The sequence below is a fragment of the Novosphingobium resinovorum genome, assembly GCF_027922145.1.
Classification (GTDB): domain Bacteria; phylum Pseudomonadota; class Alphaproteobacteria; order Sphingomonadales; family Sphingomonadaceae; genus Novosphingobium; species Novosphingobium resinovorum.
In genome coordinates this window covers 431,130-448,776 of sequence record NZ_BSFC01000030.1, presented here as the reverse complement: position 1 = coordinate 448,776, position 17,647 = coordinate 431,130, and the positions used below count along the sequence as shown (strand labels likewise).

Sequence of the window (17,647 nt, the reverse complement as noted above, 5' to 3'; positions counted from 1 at the left end):
AAACGTATGGTTACGTTAGGACATATGCAGCATCGGCTTGCTTTAAACTGGTACTCCCGGCCCGAAGACCCGAAAGACCAGGCGCCGTCGCCCACATGTCCCTTCATCATAAACCTACAATGTCAAAGAACGAACCAGCCTTGCGGCCAGCCCCGCCGAACAGTAAAGCCGGACAACCAAGCGTCCCTCGTTCTTGCGATCGGGGGAACTAGCTGTCCGTCTGTGTTGGCGACCGTAGCAGAAGCGTGCTTCGCTGCGGTGAAGCGGCCTCTAAGGGGGGCTTCTGATTCGGTCAACAGCCAATTTTCAAAAATGTTTCAACAAGGGGCCAACAGCACCAAGGCAGACTGCGAGCCGGCAAGCCCAGCGCCAAACCCCTTCCAGCTTTTGCTTGAAGCGTGTCGCTGATGCCGATAGCCACGCCGCCAAAGGGAATTATGGCTCAATTGCCGGGAAAACTTCGGGTTGCGTGCTAGCATAGCGAATGCCGTCTGTGCGTTCGCAGTCCTCATTTGGTCGGCGACCGGAGCCTTCGCCAGGAACGGGGAACTGAACGTCCCTGCGCTTCCGCTGGCCCGCGCCGTAGCGTCGCTGGGGCAGCAGGCCGGAGTTCAGATCCTGGTCAACGCGCCCGGTAGCGAGGCGCGGCGCACGCATGCCGTACACGGCCATATGACTCCGGCCGAAGCGTTGACGCGAATGACCCGCGGCATGGGTCTGTCCGTTCGTGCCGTCGCCCCCGGCGTATATCTGATCGCAAAGACGCCGCCTGTCCGCAAAGTGCTGCAACCCCGGCCTCCAGCCCCAGTCCCCGAACCTCCCGAAATTCTCGTTTCTGCACGGCGTCGCCCCGAACTGGAGCGCGACGTGCCGCTGGTCGTGACCCATCTCGACAATTCGGCGCTGCAGCACGCGGCCGTTCGCACCCTGGCGGACGTGGCGCGCATAACTCCGGGTTTCGTCGCCACCGGCCAGACCAGCAGCGCCACGCCGCTTCTGGTGATGCGCGGCCAGCGGCGATCGATCAGCGACGAGAACCGGCTGCCGCTCGTCGTCTATCAGGACGAAGTGCCCCTGCCCAATCAGGCCGCGCTCTCGCCGTTGTTCGACATTGCTTCGGTCGAGGTGCTGCGCGGCGCGCAAGGAACGCTGTTCGGCCGCAATGCCACGAGCGGCGCGGTGCTGCTGCGCTCGGTACAGCCGGGAGAGGGTATCGCCTCCTACGTCGAAGGCGAAATCGGCAACTACGGACTGCACCGTATGGAAGCGGCAATCGAATTGCCCGCGTCCGGTCCCTTCTCGCTTCGCGTGTCGGGTCAGCAAGTGCGGCGCGAAGGCTATACGTACATGGTCGACGGCGGACGCGCGGACGATGTGCATACGGACGCGATGCGCGCGGTTCTGCGTTTCGATCCGGACGGGCCGCTGCGCTCCACCACGAGCTTCGACATGCTCGATGCCGAAGAGAAGGGCGCCGCCCTGATCCTCGCAGGCGTCTATCCGGGAGGCAGCGTGCGCGACGCGCGTAACGCGCCCTACTTCGATTGCGGCACTGGCGCCTGTGATATCGACGGCTATTTCGAGGCTCAGCAGACGCTGGGCCGCCGGACCTCCCAATCCGGCCTGGCGCCATCCTTCCGGCGGCGGTTTCGCGGTATCGGCAACGTTACCGAATATGGCGAGGGCGACCTGCTGGTCCGCAACATCGCCGGGCTCAGGACGACCGACCTGCACTACACCCTCGATGGAGACGGGACGCCGCTGCCGATCAACGATTCGATCACCGATGCCCGCCTGCGCCAGTGGAGCGAGGAGTTGCAGGTTCAGGGAAAGCACGGCAGCCTTCGCTATATCGGCGGGCTGTTCTACCTGAGCAGTGCCCCCGACGGTCCGGTCGTACAGACCCTGTCGCGACTGGTGCGGCCCGACAACCCGCCTTCGCACATCGCCAGCTACCAGACTTTCCGCAGCGCCGCGATCTTCGGTCAGGTTACGGCAGCGCTCGCCGCCGACCTGACCGCCGATCTCGGCCTGCGCTATACCGGTGAGTGGATCGGCGGCTGTGCGCTGCGATCCGCCGTGGCCAGACCATTGTCCGAGCGCCAATGCCTTGATGATGGCGGGACCCGCGGGAAGGCGCGATCGCGGCGGCTCACCTGGACGCTGGCGCTGACCCGTAGGCTGGGAGACAGCAGCCTCTACGCCACCAGCCGCCGCGCGTTTCGTTCGGGCGGCTACAACACGCCGGCGCTCGGCGGGTTACTGGCGCCTTTCCAGACTTTCCGGCCCGAGACGCTGACCGACTTCGAGGTCGGCGCCAAGGGGCGCTGGAGTTTGGGCGGGATCAGCGGATCTTACGCAGTGGCCGCCTATGTCGGCTTGTACGACGACGTACAGCGCGCGCTATTCCCCGATGTCGATTTCGACGGCGACGGCGATCTGACGACCGACCCCATCACCCTCTACATCAATAGCGCGAAAGCCCGGGTCGCGGGAGCAGACGGTGAGTTTTCAGCGAACCTGGGAACCCGTACCCGGCTGACCCTCAGCGCCTCGTGGATCGACGCGCGTTATACCCGGATCGATGCCCCCACCGCCCTGACCTCGCTTTTGGGCACGGACCCGCTGCACAACCGCTTCACATATACGCCGACGTTCGGCGGATCGGTGTTCCTATCGCACGATCTTCCCTTGCCCGTAGGGCTCGGAACTCTCGCTCTTGGCGCAGACTACGCGTGGGTGAGCAGTGTCCGGCTGACAGAAAGGCCGACTGAATCTTTCGCGCGGCAGCCCGCCTACGGGCTGCTTGGCGCTTCGATCACATGGCGTCGGCCGGGCGGATTGCCGGTGGATATGGAATTGTGGGGCCGCAACCTCACCGACCGGTTCTACGTGAGCGGCGGCGGGACGCTCAATCCGGCCTACACGGCGGCGACGATCATTCCCGGACCGCCGCGCACGATCGGGCTTCGACTGCGCTACAGTTTCGAATGACCCGCGCGGTCAAGGCGCGACGAGTTCGGCGCGCGTGACGCTTTCGTTCTCGACGCGGGCGATCCCGGCCAGTTCGAGGCTCTGCAGGAACCCGCGCGTCACGCCGATGCGGAACGTGCCGCTGATGGGCCGACGCGCAAGTTGTGGGCTGGAGACGATGATCTCCTGCGGACTGTAGCGGTTGATCTCGGCCACGGCCTGCTCCAGCGGCACGCGATCGAAGCTCAGGACGCCCGAGCGCCAGGATAGCTGGCGGTCCACGGCGACCTCGGCCATGCGGTAGGCACCGCCCTGCCACACGAGTTCCTGCCCGGGATGAAGAACGGTGGACTGGGCCTCACGGCCCTGCCCTGCCGGCATGTCGATGCGCACGCGGCCTTCTGCAAGCGTGACCGTGACGCGGCCGCCGGTGTCCCGCACCGCGAAAGCCGTGCCCAGCGCGGTCACCCGCACGCCTGCGGCCGAGACGACGAAGGGCTTGCGCGGGTTCTTGGCGACTTCGAAGAACGCCTCGCCGCTGCGGATGGTCGTGCTGCGCCCGGTTTCGCTTTCCGAAACGGCGAGCACGGTCGAGGTGTTGGCGGTGATCGCCGAGCCGTCCGTCATCCGGAAAGTGCTCTGCTGCCCCACGCCCGTCGAGATCACGTGGCTGTCCGCTTGCGCGAGCGCAGCTGCGGGCGCTTCGCCGCCCCCGCGATAGTGCTGGAAGGTCAGCCCGCCGACCAGGACGGCCAACGCGAGCCCGGCCGCCATCGCTCGGCGCGCCCAGGCGCGGCGGTCGCGGCGGTTGGCCAGCGCCCGCTCGCGGATTTCGAGGATGCGGGCGTCGGCGCGCATGGCTCCGGTGCCGTCCCAGGCCCGCTCCACCCGCGCCCAAGCGATGCGGTGCGCTTCGTCGCGGGCGTGCCAGGTTTCGAAATCCTCGTAGTCCTGCCGCGTCGCCTTGGGTGAACGGAAGATGCTGAAATAGGCAGCGGCGGTCGCTTCGGGCGAGTCGATCCTTTCCAGCGCCCGGCCATCGAACGGGCGGTCGTCGAACGGGAGGTTGTCGGCGGATTTGCTCATGGCAGATCCCTCGCGGCGAGGAAGCGGATCGCCTTCATGATGTTGCGCCCGACCGCGCTGGTCGAGATGCCGAGGTGCCGTCCGATCGCATCGTAGGACATCTCCTCGAAGCGGTGCAGCACGAAGACGTCGCGCGTCAGTTCGGGCATTTCCTCCAGCGCATTGGCGAGCCGATCGACGTCCTCACGGCCGCGCAGCACGCGTTCGGGGGTGAGGTCGTCCACCGGGTGCAGCGCTTCGGTCAGCTCGTGATGCGCGCCGCGATGACGGACCGTATCGCGCCGCGCCCGGTCGGTCAGAACACTCGCTGCGACCTGGAAGAGGTAGCCTTCGACATTGGCGATCGGGTCCGCCTGCCCACGCACGTGCATGCGGACCAGCACGTCCTGCACGAGATCGTCGACATCCACCGGGTTCGCCCGCTTGGCGATATAACGGCGCAGGGCGGGCACGTGCACCGACAGGTCGGTCACCTGCCGGCGGCCCTGCACATGCTTTTCCTGCGGTGTCCTGCGCAACGAGAAAATCGGATCAGCCCTTCGGTCCAATGCCCGGCGTCCATAGCCGCGCAGGCTGCGGAAGGTCATCCGATATATTTTTTCACGGGCAGCGAATGATCCGCGCGCCTTTGCGTCTTGCGCATATCGGCCTGCGATCAGGGACAGGCCGGACAACCATGGGGTAACACACCAATGACCTGTCGCAGCCTTTCGGCTCTACTTCTCGCGTCCACCGTTCTTGCCATCGCCGCGCCCGCGCAGGCCCAGTCCGACACTGCCGCTCAAAACCTCGACCAGCCCGGCGGCGACATCGTCGTTACCGCGCGCCGCCGCGAGGAAAGCGCCCAGACCGTCCCCGTCTCGGTCACCGCGTTCAACTCCGAGATGCTGCGCGAGAAGGCCGTCGTCTCCACGCAGGACCTGACCTACACCACCCCCGGCCTCAACGTCGCGCCGCAGACCTCGCGCGATACCCCCTCGATCGTGATCCGCGGCCAGCGCCGCGCGACGGCAGGCGCCGCAGCGCCTTCGGTCGTGACCTACTTCGCCGACGTGCCGCTGCCCAACGAAGGCAGCATCGTGCCGACCTTCGACATCGGCTCGATCCAGGTGCTCAAGGGTCCGCAGGGCACCCTCTTCGGCCGCAACACCACCGGCGGCGCACTCCTGCTTTACCCCGTCGCGCCCGACTATGATTTCGCCGGTTACGGACAGGTCACGCTCGGCTCGTACAACGAGACGACCTTCGAGGGCGCCGTCAACGTGCCGATCGTCGCGGACCGTGTTGCCCTGCGCGTCGCAGGCCAGATCGCCCGCCGCGACGGCTACACCAAGAACCACGGCAACGGCGGCGATCTCGACGACCGCCACAACGACGCCTTCCGCGCCTCGCTCCTGATCGAGCCGGTCGATGGCCTCAAGAACACCACCGTGTTCGACTGGTATCGCGCCCGTGAGAACGGCACCGGCACCGTGCTCAACGGCGTCTACCCGAACCCGGCCGTCAGCGGCGGCGGCACCGCGCGCACGGCGGCGAACCGTCCCTACTTCGACTGCGGCGTCGCGGGCTGCGACATCGACATCGCGCTGGCCGAACAGCAGGCGACGGGCGTGCGCGACGTCAGCACGAGCATCGATCCCTATTCGAACCGCACCTTCTGGGGCGTGGCCAACACCTCCGAACTGGAAGTCGGCAAGGTCACCTTCAAGAACATCTTCGGCTACCGCCGCAGCAAGGTCGCGGCCGCCCGTGACATGGACGGCACCTACCTCGCGCTTTACGACGGCGTGTCCAACACCGACGTCGAGCAGGTCTCGAACGAGTTCCAAATCCTCGGCTCGCTGCTGAACGACCGCCTCGACTGGATCGTAGGCGCCTTCTACCTCAAGAGCGACCCGACCGGCGTAAACGGCAGCGTCACCTACTCGGCGGTGATCCCGGGCAGGACCTTCACCTACAACGAGAACTACAATTCCTCGACCAGCAAGGCGCTGTTCGGGCAGGTCGGCTATGCCTTCGGCGGCTTCGCGGAAGGGCTGCGCTTCAACGGCGGCTTCCGTTACACCTGGGACAAGTCGAGCGGCTGCTCGGTCGCGGCGCTCGACACGGCCGACCGCATCGGGCCTGACGCCTGCGCCACGCAGGGCGGCAAGACCGGTTCGGAAAGCTCCAAGGCCCCGACCTGGACCGTCGGTTTCGACTACAAGGTCAACGACGACCTGTTCCTTTACATCACCAACCGGCGCGGCTACCGCTCGGCGGGCTACAACCAGAGCGGCATGTCTTCGTACTTCGACGGCTTCGAGACGTTCCAGCCCGAGAAGGTCACCGATTACGAGGCCGGTATCAAGAGCAGCTGGGAAATCGGCGGCGTGAAGGGCCGCTTCAACATCGCGGCCTATACCAGCAAGTACAACAACATCCAGCGCTCGATCTTCCCCGGCGCGGACTTCGACGGCGACGGCAACTCGGCCAACGATCCGAGCAGCCTGATCATTAACGCCGCCAAGGCGACGATCAAGGGCACCGAGTTCGACTTCTCGGTCACCCCGGTCGGCGGCTTCACGCTGTCGGGCTTCGGCGCCTACACCGATGCCAAGTACGACGAGTACGACGCACCCGCAGCCTTCATACCGCTGCTGGGCAACAACCCGGTGAACAACAAGTTCTCCTACACGCCCAAGTGGACCATCGGCGGCGGTGCGCGTTACGCGACGTACCTGGGCAACTTCGCCGAGATGGTGTTCAACGCCAACTGGTTCCACAGCGCCAAGGTCTGGTACGTCGAGCGTCCGCTGGACACCAACGGCATCCAGAAGGCCTACGACACCGTCAACCTCAAGCTGGACTTCAACAACATCGAGGATCGCGGCATCGACCTCGGCTTCTTCGTGCGTAACCTGTTCGATGTGACGTATGCTGCTGCCGGCGGTGTCGTCACCCCGTCGGTGACTTCGACCACGCTCGTCTACAACGAGCCGCGCGTGTTCGGTGCCCAGCTGCGCATGTCGTTCGGCAAGCGCTGATCCCCTGCCCGCCTGCGCGGATCGCCATGATCCGCGCAGGCACCCCTTTCGATACGACCCTTCGATGAGGATGTAGCCCGATGAAATCCCGTCTTCGTACCGCCCTGCTCTCCCTTTCCGCGCTCGCTTCTACTCCGGCGCTGGCCGAGCCGCTGGCCGATGCCGACCGCACCGCGATCCTCGCCGAAGTCGATCGCGGCGCACCCGCGATGGCGCGAAATGCATTGCAGATCTGGTCCTGGGCCGAAGTCGGCTTCCAGGAGACCAAAAGCTCGGGGCTTCTCCAGAAGGACCTCAAGGCGGCAGGCTTCAAGGTGACCGCCGGTGTCGCGGGCATGCCCACCGCCTTCATCGCCAGCTTCAAGAACGCAGACGGCCCCGTCATCGGCATCCTCGCCGAGTACGACGCCCTTCCCGGCCTCGCCCAGGCGGCCGAGCCTGAGCGCCACGTCATCGACGGGATCGCCGGTCATGCCTGCGGTCACAACCTGTTCGGCGCCGCCTCGGTCGCGGCGGCGATCGCCACCAAGAACTGGATGGTTGCCCACGGCATCAAGGGCGAACTGCGGGTCTACGGCGCGCCCGCCGAAGAGGGCGGCTCGGGCAAGGTCTTCCTCGTCCGCTCCGGTCTGACCAAAGACGTTTCCGCCATGCTGCACTGGCATGCGGGCGACGGCTATAGCGCCATGCAGGGTCATGCGCTTGCGAACGTCAGCGCGAAGTTCCGCTTCCACGGCCTCGCCTCGCACGCCGCCGCCGCGCCCGAACGCGGGCGCTCCGCGCTCGACGGTGTCGAGGCGATGGACAACATGGTCAACATGATGCGCGAGCACGTGCCGCAGGAAACGCGCATCCACTACGTCATCACCGATGGCGGCAAGGCCCCCAACGTCGTGCCCGACACCGCCGAGGTCTACTACTACGTGCGTCACCCCGACCAGCAGCAGGTCGCCGACATCATGGAGCGCGTGAAGAAGGCCGCCGAAGGCGCCGCGCTCGGCACCGGCACCACGGTCGAGTACGACCAGATCGGCGGCACCTTCGACCTGCTTCCCAACGACACGCTGGGCCACGTGATGTACGACAACCTCAAGCAGGTTCCGCTGCCCACCTATACCGCGCAGGAACAGGCGTTCATCGACAAGATCGCGGCCACCCTGCCCAAGGGCGGCCGCAAGCGCACCACCGGGGTCGAGCCCTATTCCAGCGGCGAGATCATGTCCGCCTCCACCGACGTCGGCGATGTCAGCTACACCACGCCCACGGCGGGCATGTCCGCAGGCACCTGGGCGCCCGGCACGCCGCCGCACAGCTGGCAGGCGGTCGCCGCCAGCGGCAACAGCGTCGGCACCAAGGGCGCGGAAGTGGCCGCCAAGACCCTTGCCCTCACCGCCGCGCAGCTGTTCCAGAGCCCGGAGACGCTGGCCGCCGCGAAGAAGGAACTGGACGAACGGCGCGGACCGGACTTCGTTTACCGCTCGCTGCTCGGCGACAAGGCACCCTCGCTCGACTATCGCAAGGCGCCTGCCTCAAAGAATTGACCGGACCCATCCTGACCCCGGTTCCGCGCAAGTGCGCGGAACCGGGTTTTTTTTCTCATTATGACATTTCAATGACTATTAATGACAGTCAAGTAACTGTCCTTATTAGATTTTCTTAGGAAATTCGCGTTAACCTCTCGCTCAATGGCACGGGAATGGGGAATTCCCGGCACAATTCGGGTGCGAGATGTTCAACGTTAATTCGAAGTTCGGGCGCATGTTCGCGTCTCTCGAGACGCGGCTGGTGGGCGCGCTTACGCTGATCGTGGTGTTTACGGTCCTGCTGCAGGTCGTGACCCAGCGAGAAGCCTACGCCCTGCGCGAACAGAGCGATGCGCTGATCCAAACCTCCGCCATCGCCGAGAACGCAGACCAGTTCGCCGACGCGGTCGCCAAGCTGCGCATGGCCACCAATCGGGGCCTGATGGCCAGCGAGACCGGCGGCAGCAGCGACGAACTTACCGACCAGGCCATCGGCATCGGCGACCAACTCGGCCGTTTCCGCAATAGCGGCATGGTGTTCTACGACGCGCCGCAAGCGGGCAATCCCTTCGCCGACCTCGACCGGCACGTCGCCGAAATCCTCGAAGTCCAGAAGCACGGCGCCACGCGCTCGCTTGCCCGCCGGATCGAGGCCCGCAATGTCGCGATGGGCGAATTCGCAGACGGCATCGTCGATCGAGCCCACGCCCAGCGCCGCAGCGCGCAGCAGCAGCTCGTCGCCTCAGTCGGGCGCTGGCAGCTGCTGGTGCTGGCGACCGGGCTGGTGACGATCCTCGTCGTGCTGCTCGCCCTGTTCGACATCTCCCGCAATATCCTGCCGGCGATCCGCCGGATGCACGGCAACGTCCAGCGCCTTGCCGACGGCGACCTCGACATCGAGATCGGCACGTTCCGCCTCAAGGAACTGCAGGCGCTGTCGCACCCGCTGGAAACCTTCCGCCAGAACGCCCGCGCGGTGAAGAACCTCGCCTTCAGCGACCCCGCCACCGGGATGCCCAACCGCCGCGCTTTCCTCGAAACGTTCGGCAAGCTGCTGGCGATCGGCGGCGAGCGGCGCTTTGCCTGCATGGTCATCGACATAGATCGCTTCAAGCACGTCAACGACGACTACGGCCATGCCGCCGGTGACGACCTCGTGCGCCTGATCGGCGAACGGGTGAAGGACCACCTCGGCAGCGAGAGCGTCGTGGCCCGCATCGGCGGCGACGAATTCGCCGTCTCCATGCCGCTGGCCGAAGGAAAGCAGGGTTTCGTCCTCGCCTCGGGCCTTGTCGATGCGGTCCGCGCGCCTTTCAGCCTTGGCGGTTATGCGGTCGCGGTCACCTGCTCGATGGGCGTGGTCGACGTCACCGCAGGCGACGAAGCACAGGACGTGGACGACATCCTGCGCAACGCCGACATGGCGCTCTATGCCTCCAAGAAGAGCGGCCGCAACTGTGCCACCGCCTTCGACCTCGCCATGGCGCAGGAACGTTCGATCGACCGCGCGCTGGAAAAGGACCTCGAATTCGCCTTCGAGCGTGATCAACTGCGCATGGTCTATCAGCCGATCCACTCGGTCGTCGACGACGCGCGCGAGGTCGAGGCACTGGTCCGCTGGCGCCATCCCGAACTCGGCGATGTCCCACCCTCCAGCTTCATCCCGGCCGCCGAGCGCAGCGGGCTGATGGTGCGGCTCGGCGAATGGATCATCGAGCGCGCGCTGGCCGATTTCGCGCAGTGGCCCGACATGTTCCTCAGCATCAACCTGTCGCCGCTGCAGTTGCAGCACGAAGGATTCAGCGGCTTCCTGCTGGACGCCTGCCGCCGTAACGGCATCGTTCCGCGGCGCCTGTTCCTGGAAGTGACCGAATCGCTGTCGATCGAGCGGAACACGCGGGCACTGCTGACGCTCAACCTGCTGCGCACGCTGGGCTTCCGCATCGCGCTCGACGATTTCGGCACCGGCTACTCGTCGCTGTCGATGGTCAAGAGCTTCAAGTTCGACCGCATGAAGCTGGACCGCAGCCTCGTCATGGACCTCGGGCAGGACCCGGCCTCGGTGGCGGTGCTGGAAGCGGCAGTGACGATGGCCCGCCACGTCGGCGCCGAAGTGGTCGCCGAAGGAATCAGCGAGGCGCACCTGATCGGCGCGACCAAGTCGGCCGGGTGCACTCACCTTCAGGGCTACTACTACAGCAAGCCGATCGAGGCGGGCGAAGTCCTCGGCTACTTCGCAAATGCCGAAGTCGATCTCGCGCAGGTCGCCTGAACGGCGTCCCCGTCAGGCGCGCGTGAAGCGCCAGCGGTCGGCATCGCTCTCCTCGGCATCGAAGCGGTAGCCGTCGGTGTCGAAGCCGCGCATCGCATCGACGTCGGTGATGTGGTGCTCGCACATCCAGCGCGCCATCATGCCGCGCGCACGCTTGGCGTTGAAGCTGATGAAGCGCGGGCCGTTGGGGCCGGGCTCGCGGAACTCGACCTCGATCACCCGGATGCCGGAAAGGCGCCCGGAGACGGCGGCGAAGTATTCCTGGCTGGCAAGGTTGAGCACGACGCCCGATCCTTCCTCCGCCACCTGTTCGCGCAGCAGCGCGGCGATGCGGTCGCCCCACCAGTCGGTCAGGCTTTTGTGACGCGGCGCCCAGCGAGTCCCCATTTCGAGACGGTAGGGCTTGATCGTGTCGAGCGGGCGCAGCAGCCCGTAAAGACCCGAGAGCATGCGCAAGTGATCCTGCGCGAAAGTCACGCCCGGCTCGTCCAGCGTATGCGCCTCGAACCCGGTGTAGACGTCTCCGGCGAAGGCGAACAGCGCCTGCCGCTCGGGCAGTTCGGGGAAGTCGCGAAAACGGTCGGCGTTCAGCTTCGCCAGACGCGGCGAGATATGCATCAGCTCGGAAAGGCGCTTCTGCGTGAGGTTCGCGGCCGAGCGCGCAAGGCTGGTCGCCTCCTCCACGAAGTGCGGAGTAGAAACGGCGAGCGGCGGCAGCACGCGCTCGAAATCGAGCGTCTTGGCGGGAGACAGAAGGGCAATCATCGCGCCGAGCGGTAGCGAGCACCGGCAGGCGCGTCAAATGCCCTTCAGTGCGAAACACCGGCCAGCGGGCTACGGGCGATCCGCCGCCGCTTTTCGCCAATCTCCTGCTTGGCTTTCTCGATCAACTGGAGTTCGGTGACGGCTAGCAGGTCCTCCGACACGCGCATCAGATGGGCGCGCATGGCGGAGCGCGCCTGCTCCGAATCGCGCTGGACGAGCGCGTCGTAGACCCGGCGGTGCTCGTCGGGACGCGGGTTGATGCCGACCTGCCGAGCCTGCTCGAACATGTGGCGGCACAGCGGCGACTGTTCACGCAAATCCCACAAGTGTTCGACGGTCTGGGCGACCAGAGAGCTTTGCGTGCCCTCTGCAATGGCCATGTGGAACTGCCGGTCGAGCGCCAGTTCCTCTGCCGTCGCCGGGTCGAGCGCTTCCATGCGTTCGAGGATTTCGCCGACGCGCGCCACTTCCTCGTCGGACATGACGGTGGCCGCAAGCGCCGCCGCCTCGCCCTCGAACATGATGCGCGCCTCGATCAGTTCGAAGGCGCCGACGTTGAGTTCGGCCGGGGTGCGGTCGGCGGGCATTTCCTCTGCCACATAGACGCCCGAGCCGTGGCGTACTTCCACCAGCTGGCGGATTTCAAGGGCGATCATCGCCTCACGAATGGTGGGGCGGCTGACCTGGAATTGCTCGGCAAGGTCACGCTCGGCAGGCAACCGGCTGCCTGCCGCATATTGCCCGCTCCTGATGCCCTGTTCGATCTCCTGCGCCACGCGCTGGTAAAGTTTCAAGCGTTCCGCCATGCATCCTTGAATGTCACAAGCGGCACGCACTCGCAAGTCATCTTACCACTTCATCAAAGCGCATAAGGCGCGGCCTCATCGCGCGGCGGGATCGCACCGCGCCGCATGACGTTCCAGCCGGCCATGCGGTGCCCCGCCAGCGCCGCTTCCGACACCGCGATACCCTGCATACGCGCCGCGAGATAACCGCCATTGAAGGCATCTCCCGCGCCGCTGGTATCGACCGGTCTCAGCGTGCTCGGCACTGGGCAGGCTTCGCCACCGGGCAGGAGGCAACCTTCGGCACCCAGCTTTACCACCACTTCACTGCAACCCAGACGCTGCCAATGCGCGGCGACTTCCTGCGGCGATCCGGCGCCGTCCAGCGCCGCCTCGTCCTCGAAAGTCGGCAGGCCGATGTCGGCGAAGGCGATCGCCTTGTCGCGGATCTGCACAGCCGCCTCAGGTGATTCCCAGAGGCGCGGGCGATAGTTGCCATCGAACGCGACCAGACCGCCGCGATCACGCACCCGCCCGGCCAGCCGAAGCAGATCCTGACGCCCCTGCGGTGGCAGGATCGCCAGCGAAATCAGCGAGAAACTCAGGAGGTCTGCCGTTTCGGCGACGTCCATCGCCGCATCCACCGCTTCCAGTTCGAACAGCGCCCGCGCCGCGCTCGTCTCGCGCCAGTACGTGAAGCTGCGCTCTCCCGAAGGATCGGTGGTGATCGCATAAAGCCCGGCCTGCCGCGTCGGGTGCCGCAGCACGAGGCCGCAGTCGATGCCCTCTGCCGACCATGCCGTTCGCAGCCCCTCGCTGAAGGCATCCGTGCCCAGCGCGGTCATGTAGGCAACGTCATGCCCGGCGCGGGCGAGGTGGATCGCGGTGTTCAGCGTATCGCCGCCGAACCCCACGCTCCATGCTCCCGCCGAGCCGGACAGTTCCACCATCGCCTCGCCCAGGCAGACGATCCTTGCCATAACGCCGGCCCTTACCAGCTCCACATCGTCCCGTCTTCCAGCCGGGCGACCGGCAGGTAGGCGGGCTTGTAGGGATACTTGGCGGCCAGTTCCTCGTCGATGTCGACGCCGTGGCCGGGGGTCTCGCCGCAGAACAGCTCGCCCGCGTCGAACGTGTAGTCGTGCGGGAAGACCGCGTCGGTCTCCTCGGTGTGGCGCATGTATTCCTGGATACCGAAGTTCGGGACCCAGGTGTCGAAGTGCAACGCCGTGCCCATCGTGACGGGCGAGAGGTCGGTGGCGCCGTGGCTGCCGGTGCGGATCTGGTAGAGCGCGGCAAGGTCGGCGATGCGGCGCAAGTGCGTGACGCCGCCCGCGCTGACGATCGTGCAGCGGATGTAGTCGATCAGCTGGTTCTGGATCAGGTCCTTGGCGTCCCAGATCGTGTTGAAGATCTCGCCCACGGCCAGCGGAGTGACGGTGTGCTGACGGATCAGCTTGAACGCTTCCTGGTTCTCGGCCTGCGTCACGTCCTCCAGCCAGAACAGCTGGTAGGGTTCCAGCATCTTGCCGAGGTTGGCGGCTTCCTGCGGGGTGTAACGGTGGTGACCGTCATGCAGGAGGTGATGGTCGAAGCCGTAGGTCTCGCGCAGCTTCTCGAACAGTTTGGGCACGTAGTTCAGCGCCTTGCGCGTGTCCCAGCCGGTGACCGAGGGGAGCGCGGCGTCGGCCGGTTCGTAGAACAGCTTGCCGCGGCCTACGCCGTAGGCATCCTTGATGCCCGGCACGCCGGTCTGCGCGCGGATCGCCTTGTAGCCGAGGTCGATGTACTGCCCGACCGCGTCGACGGTTTCGGCGATGTCGCTGCCGTTGGCATGGCCGTAGCACATCACGCCGTCGCGGCTGCGGCCACCGAGCAGCTGGTAGAGCGGCATGCCCGCCATCTTGGCCTTGATGTCCCACAGCGCGACGTCGACGGCGGCAATCGCGCGCATCGTCACCGGACCGCGACGCCAGTAGGCACCTTTGTACAGATACTGCCAGATATCCTCGATCCGGCGCGGGTCCATGCCGACGATGCAGGGGATGACGTGATCTTCGAGATACGCAACGACGGCCTTCTCGCGCCCGTTCATCGTCGCGTCGCCGATGCCGTAGACCCCCTGATCGGTTACGATCTTGAGCGTCACGAAATTGCGACCGGGGCAGGTCACGATGACCTTGGCCGAAGTGATCTTCACTGGTGATCTCCCTTGAGAGCCGGACGGACCCTTGCCCGCACTGACTCGCCTTTCTCGACCTTCATATTGGCCTTACCTCATTGATGCAATACATCAGGTGACTCCTGAATGTCAGAAAAAAGCCGGACGGTCTTGGAAGACCGCCCGGCAGAGTCCTGCTGTCAGGGCAGGTTGGGAGAGATCGTCACGGCGCGGGCGGCGCCCAGGGATCGGCGGCGACGCGGGTGGCGCCGTCCGCCGCGAAGTCCATCATCGAACCGCCCACTCCGGCATAGCCCGGCCACTGCGGCACGGTCTGGCCGTTCGGGTTGCCGGTCTTCACGAAGTTGGCGATGTACGTCGCGATCGTGTGACCCATCGCCTGGTCGGCGGGACGGGTCTTCGCGCCGTACTTGATATCCACGGTGTCGAAGAAATAGGGCAGGTCGTCGGCATGGATGGCGCCGTCGCTTTTGGGCGTGACCGCCGCGTCGGAGACGTAGGAGAAGCGGTAGTACCACGTCGGCACGCCCTGCCCCGCGATGGTCCCGGCAAGGTGGCGCGCGCCCGCAATCATCATGCCATCCCTGCCGCCGAGGTCGCCGCTGGTCGCGCCGATGATGGTCGGCACCTTGGCGAAGCGCCCCGCCTTGTAGGCCGCCGCCACGTCCGTTGCCGCACCACCCAGCGGGAACGGCGAGGAGAACGTGCGCGGCCCGCCGGTCAGCACTGTGCCCAGCTTGATGTCCCCGGTGACGTTGCGAGCAGGGATAGCACGCAGTTTGGCCAGCGCCTGCGGATCGTTGGCCGCCACACCCTCGGCCTTGCCGAAGGCGAGGCCGATCGCCTCGGCATCCTTGAGCGTGGAAGCCTTGATTGCCGATCCGCTGCCGCCCGACATGACCACCGCGCGCTGGAACAGGTCCTTGCCCTGCGTCGCTGGAGCCGTAACGAGGTTATGGACCGACATACCGCCAGCACTCTCGCCCATGACCGTGATGTTCTGCGGGTCTCCGCCGAAGGCCGCGACGTTGCGCTTGATCCACTCCATAGCCGCGATCTGGTCCATGAAACCGTAGTTGGCGAGGCGCCCGCCGTCCTCCTTCGCCCTCGTCAGCGCCGGATGCGCGAAAGTCCCGAAGCGACCGAGGCGGTAGTTGAAACTGACGACCATGACGCCCTGCTGCGCAAGGCGCGTGCCCGTGTAGATGAGGCGCGAGGCCGAGCCATTCACGAAGCCGCCGCCATAGATCCACACCAGCACCGGCAGTTTCGTCGCCTCGCCCGAGGGGCGCCAGACGTTGACGTAGAGGCAGTCTTCCGACGGAGCCGAACCCGGCGGCAGCGGCACCGCGTTGTAGTTCTGCATGCAATCGTGGCCATAAGCCGCGCCATTGCGCGCCCCGTTCCACTTCGCGGCGGGCTGCGGCGCGCGCCAGCGCAAGTCGCCCACCGGCGGCGCGGCGAAGGGGATGCCCTTGAACGCGGTCACGCCATCGGCATCGACGCCCGAGACCGTGCCCTGCTCCACCGTAACCTGCGGCGGCGGCACGTCCTCGGCGTGACCGGTTGAGGCGAGGGTCAGGAGGCCCAGCGTGATCGTCAACTTGCGCATCGTCATCTCCCGGTTGCGCGGATGCTCAGGAAGCGGGTTTGAATTCCAGCGACATGCCTGTCGCCTTGTTGGGCTGGAATCCCTTCCACAAGGTGGCCTCCGAAGCGCCGGGGCTGTAGCCCGAATAACGGCCGCCGGGTGCATCGGGCCACTTGCCCGCATTGGAGTCCACCACCAGTCCGTCCATGTAGGCGGCCTTGCCCTCGTCGCCCTTGACCGTGCGGTCGAGGAAGGCGGTGATGAAATGCGCCTGCACTGCCAGCAACCGGTCTTTGCGCCAGACGGCGTCCTCGAACCACTCGAAGTCCCAGAACTTCGCACGGGCTTCCGACGGGGCACCGGTCAGGGCAATGCTGTGCCCGGCCTCGCGGAAAGTCAGGAGATAGCGCGGAGCGTGGACCTGCGCTTCGAACAGGCTGCGTACGCCGGGATCGTAGCCGACCGCCTTGTCCTGACTGCCGACGATGTAAAGCGTGGGCGCGGTGATCGCCGCCACGCCGGGCGCGGTCCATGGCTGCAGGCCCGGTGCGCCACCCGCAGGCGCGATCGCGACGACGGCCTTGAGATTCGGCACCTTGAGCGCGGCGGCCTTGGCGGCGCCCTTTACATAAGGCGCCAGCACGCCGCGCGTCCTGCTCGCCATGACGGGATCGAGCGGCGCTCCGGCAGCGGTGAGCACGCCGTAGCCGCCCATCGAATAGCCGACGAGCGCCGTGCGGCTGACGTCAGCGGCGGCGAAGACACCCTCCCCGCGCCCGGCCAGACGCGCCGCCTCCGACGCGACAAAGGCGATGTCGAGCGGACGGCGGGAGAGCGGCCCTGCCCTCGCGGCATCGGTGCGGATGCTGATCGCCGGATCGCGGAAGGCGGGCACGGCGACGATGTAGCCCTTGCTGGCAAGGTTCTCGCCCAGCCAAGCCAGCACTTCGGGGCTGTTGCTGTAGCCATGCGCGAGGATCACGAGCGGGAAGCGCCCCCTGGCGACGGCGACATTCTCTGCGGCCACGCCGGGAACGGTAAACAGCACGTCCTTGCCGTCCTCTCCGGGAAGAGGCGTACGATAGGTGATCGGAGGGCCATCGGCGGCTGCGGGATACCACAGGCGAACCGTCAGGTGGCGGTCGACTTTCGCGGGCTTGTCGGCCCCCTGAAGAGCGTCAAGTTGCCCCGGCTGCACCAGTTCGATAGTGCTCGTGCCGACCGGCAGGCTGCCGAGCGCAGCCAGTTCCGGCGCGTCGGGTCCGGGAATGGTGGGCGAGGCGGGCTCCTGGCCGGCGGCGATCGCCAGCGGAGCGGCAGCGGCGAGTGTCAGAGGCAGCAGCACGCGGAGCATCGTCATCCCCCTCACGGGAAAATCGGGGGTGCAGACCTTGCGCTGCCTGCACCCCCGGAAAAAATCGGGGCCGACCTGCGCCCCCGATCC

12 protein-coding genes are annotated in these 17,647 nt (G+C 66.2%); 4 read left to right on the top strand and 8 right to left on the bottom strand.

Features of this window, described 5'->3' with window-relative positions; genetic code table 11:
- The first annotated feature begins 711 nt into the window (after positions 1 to 711).
- Positions 712 to 2,994 (top strand): TonB-dependent receptor, encoded by a 2,283-nt coding sequence (locus PKE80_RS19910; RefSeq protein WP_271184012.1) that lies wholly within the window; start codon positions 712 to 714, stop codon positions 2,992 to 2,994.
- 9 nt (positions 2,995 to 3,003) lie between these two features.
- Here PKE80_RS19910 and PKE80_RS19905 read toward each other — a convergent pair whose 3' ends face one another.
- Positions 3,004 to 4,059 carry a FecR family protein gene (locus tag PKE80_RS19905; RefSeq protein ID WP_271184011.1) on the bottom strand — a complete coding sequence of 352 codons (1,056 nt, stop codon included), beginning with the start codon at positions 4,057 to 4,059 and terminating at the stop codon, positions 3,004 to 3,006.
- On the bottom strand, positions 4,056 to 4,550 hold the full coding sequence (locus PKE80_RS19900; RefSeq protein ID WP_008833252.1) for an RNA polymerase sigma factor: 495 nt from the start codon (positions 4,548 to 4,550) through the stop codon (positions 4,056 to 4,058). The genes PKE80_RS19905 and PKE80_RS19900 overlap by 4 nt, the downstream gene beginning before the upstream one ends.
- 201 nt (positions 4,551 to 4,751) lie before the next feature.
- Between PKE80_RS19900 and PKE80_RS19895 the strand changes: the two genes are divergently transcribed.
- The 3 genes from PKE80_RS19895 to PKE80_RS19885 all read left to right on the top strand — a co-directional run bounded on the left by PKE80_RS19895 (position 4,752) and on the right by PKE80_RS19885 (position 10,880).
- Positions 4,752 to 7,085: a TonB-dependent receptor gene (locus PKE80_RS19895; RefSeq protein ID WP_271184010.1), complete on the top strand. Its 2,334-nt coding sequence runs from the start codon at positions 4,752 to 4,754 to the stop codon at positions 7,083 to 7,085.
- A gap of 80 nt (positions 7,086 to 7,165) precedes the next feature.
- On the top strand, positions 7,166 to 8,626 hold the full coding sequence (locus tag PKE80_RS19890) for an amidohydrolase (protein ID WP_271184009.1): 1,461 nt from the start codon (positions 7,166 to 7,168) through the stop codon (positions 8,624 to 8,626).
- A 217-nt stretch (positions 8,627 to 8,843) separates the two neighbouring features.
- Entirely contained in the window at positions 8,844 to 10,880 is a 2,037-nt protein-coding gene (locus PKE80_RS19885) for a putative bifunctional diguanylate cyclase/phosphodiesterase (RefSeq protein ID WP_271184008.1), read from the top strand.
- A gap of 12 nt (positions 10,881 to 10,892) precedes the next feature.
- Here the strand turns inward: PKE80_RS19885 and yaaA are convergent, their stop codons facing one another.
- The 6 genes from yaaA to PKE80_RS19855 all read right to left on the bottom strand — a co-directional run bounded on the left by yaaA (position 10,893) and on the right by PKE80_RS19855 (position 17,563).
- Complete coding sequence (gene yaaA / locus PKE80_RS19880; protein WP_036526509.1) at positions 10,893 to 11,645, bottom strand: peroxide stress protein YaaA; 753 nt, start codon at positions 11,643 to 11,645, stop codon at positions 10,893 to 10,895.
- Between the two features lie 44 nt (positions 11,646 to 11,689).
- Positions 11,690 to 12,451: a FadR/GntR family transcriptional regulator gene (locus tag PKE80_RS19875; protein ID WP_271184007.1), complete on the bottom strand. Its 762-nt coding sequence runs from the start codon at positions 12,449 to 12,451 to the stop codon at positions 11,690 to 11,692.
- A gap of 53 nt (positions 12,452 to 12,504) precedes the next feature.
- Positions 12,505 to 13,410 carry a sugar kinase gene (locus PKE80_RS19870; RefSeq protein ID WP_271184006.1) on the bottom strand — a complete coding sequence of 302 codons (906 nt, stop codon included), beginning with the start codon at positions 13,408 to 13,410 and terminating at the stop codon, positions 12,505 to 12,507.
- A gap of 11 nt (positions 13,411 to 13,421) precedes the next feature.
- Complete coding sequence (manD, locus tag PKE80_RS19865; RefSeq protein WP_271184005.1) at positions 13,422 to 14,630, bottom strand: D-mannonate dehydratase ManD; 1,209 nt, start codon at positions 14,628 to 14,630, stop codon at positions 13,422 to 13,424.
- A 184-nt stretch (positions 14,631 to 14,814) separates the two neighbouring features.
- Complete coding sequence (locus PKE80_RS19860) at positions 14,815 to 16,224, bottom strand: carboxylesterase/lipase family protein (RefSeq protein ID WP_271184004.1); 1,410 nt, start codon at positions 16,222 to 16,224, stop codon at positions 14,815 to 14,817.
- Between the two features lie 25 nt (positions 16,225 to 16,249).
- Positions 16,250 to 17,563 (bottom strand): alpha/beta hydrolase family protein, encoded by a 1,314-nt coding sequence (locus PKE80_RS19855; RefSeq protein ID WP_271184003.1) that lies wholly within the window; start codon positions 17,561 to 17,563, stop codon positions 16,250 to 16,252.
- Positions 17,564 to 17,647 lie beyond the last annotated feature (84 nt).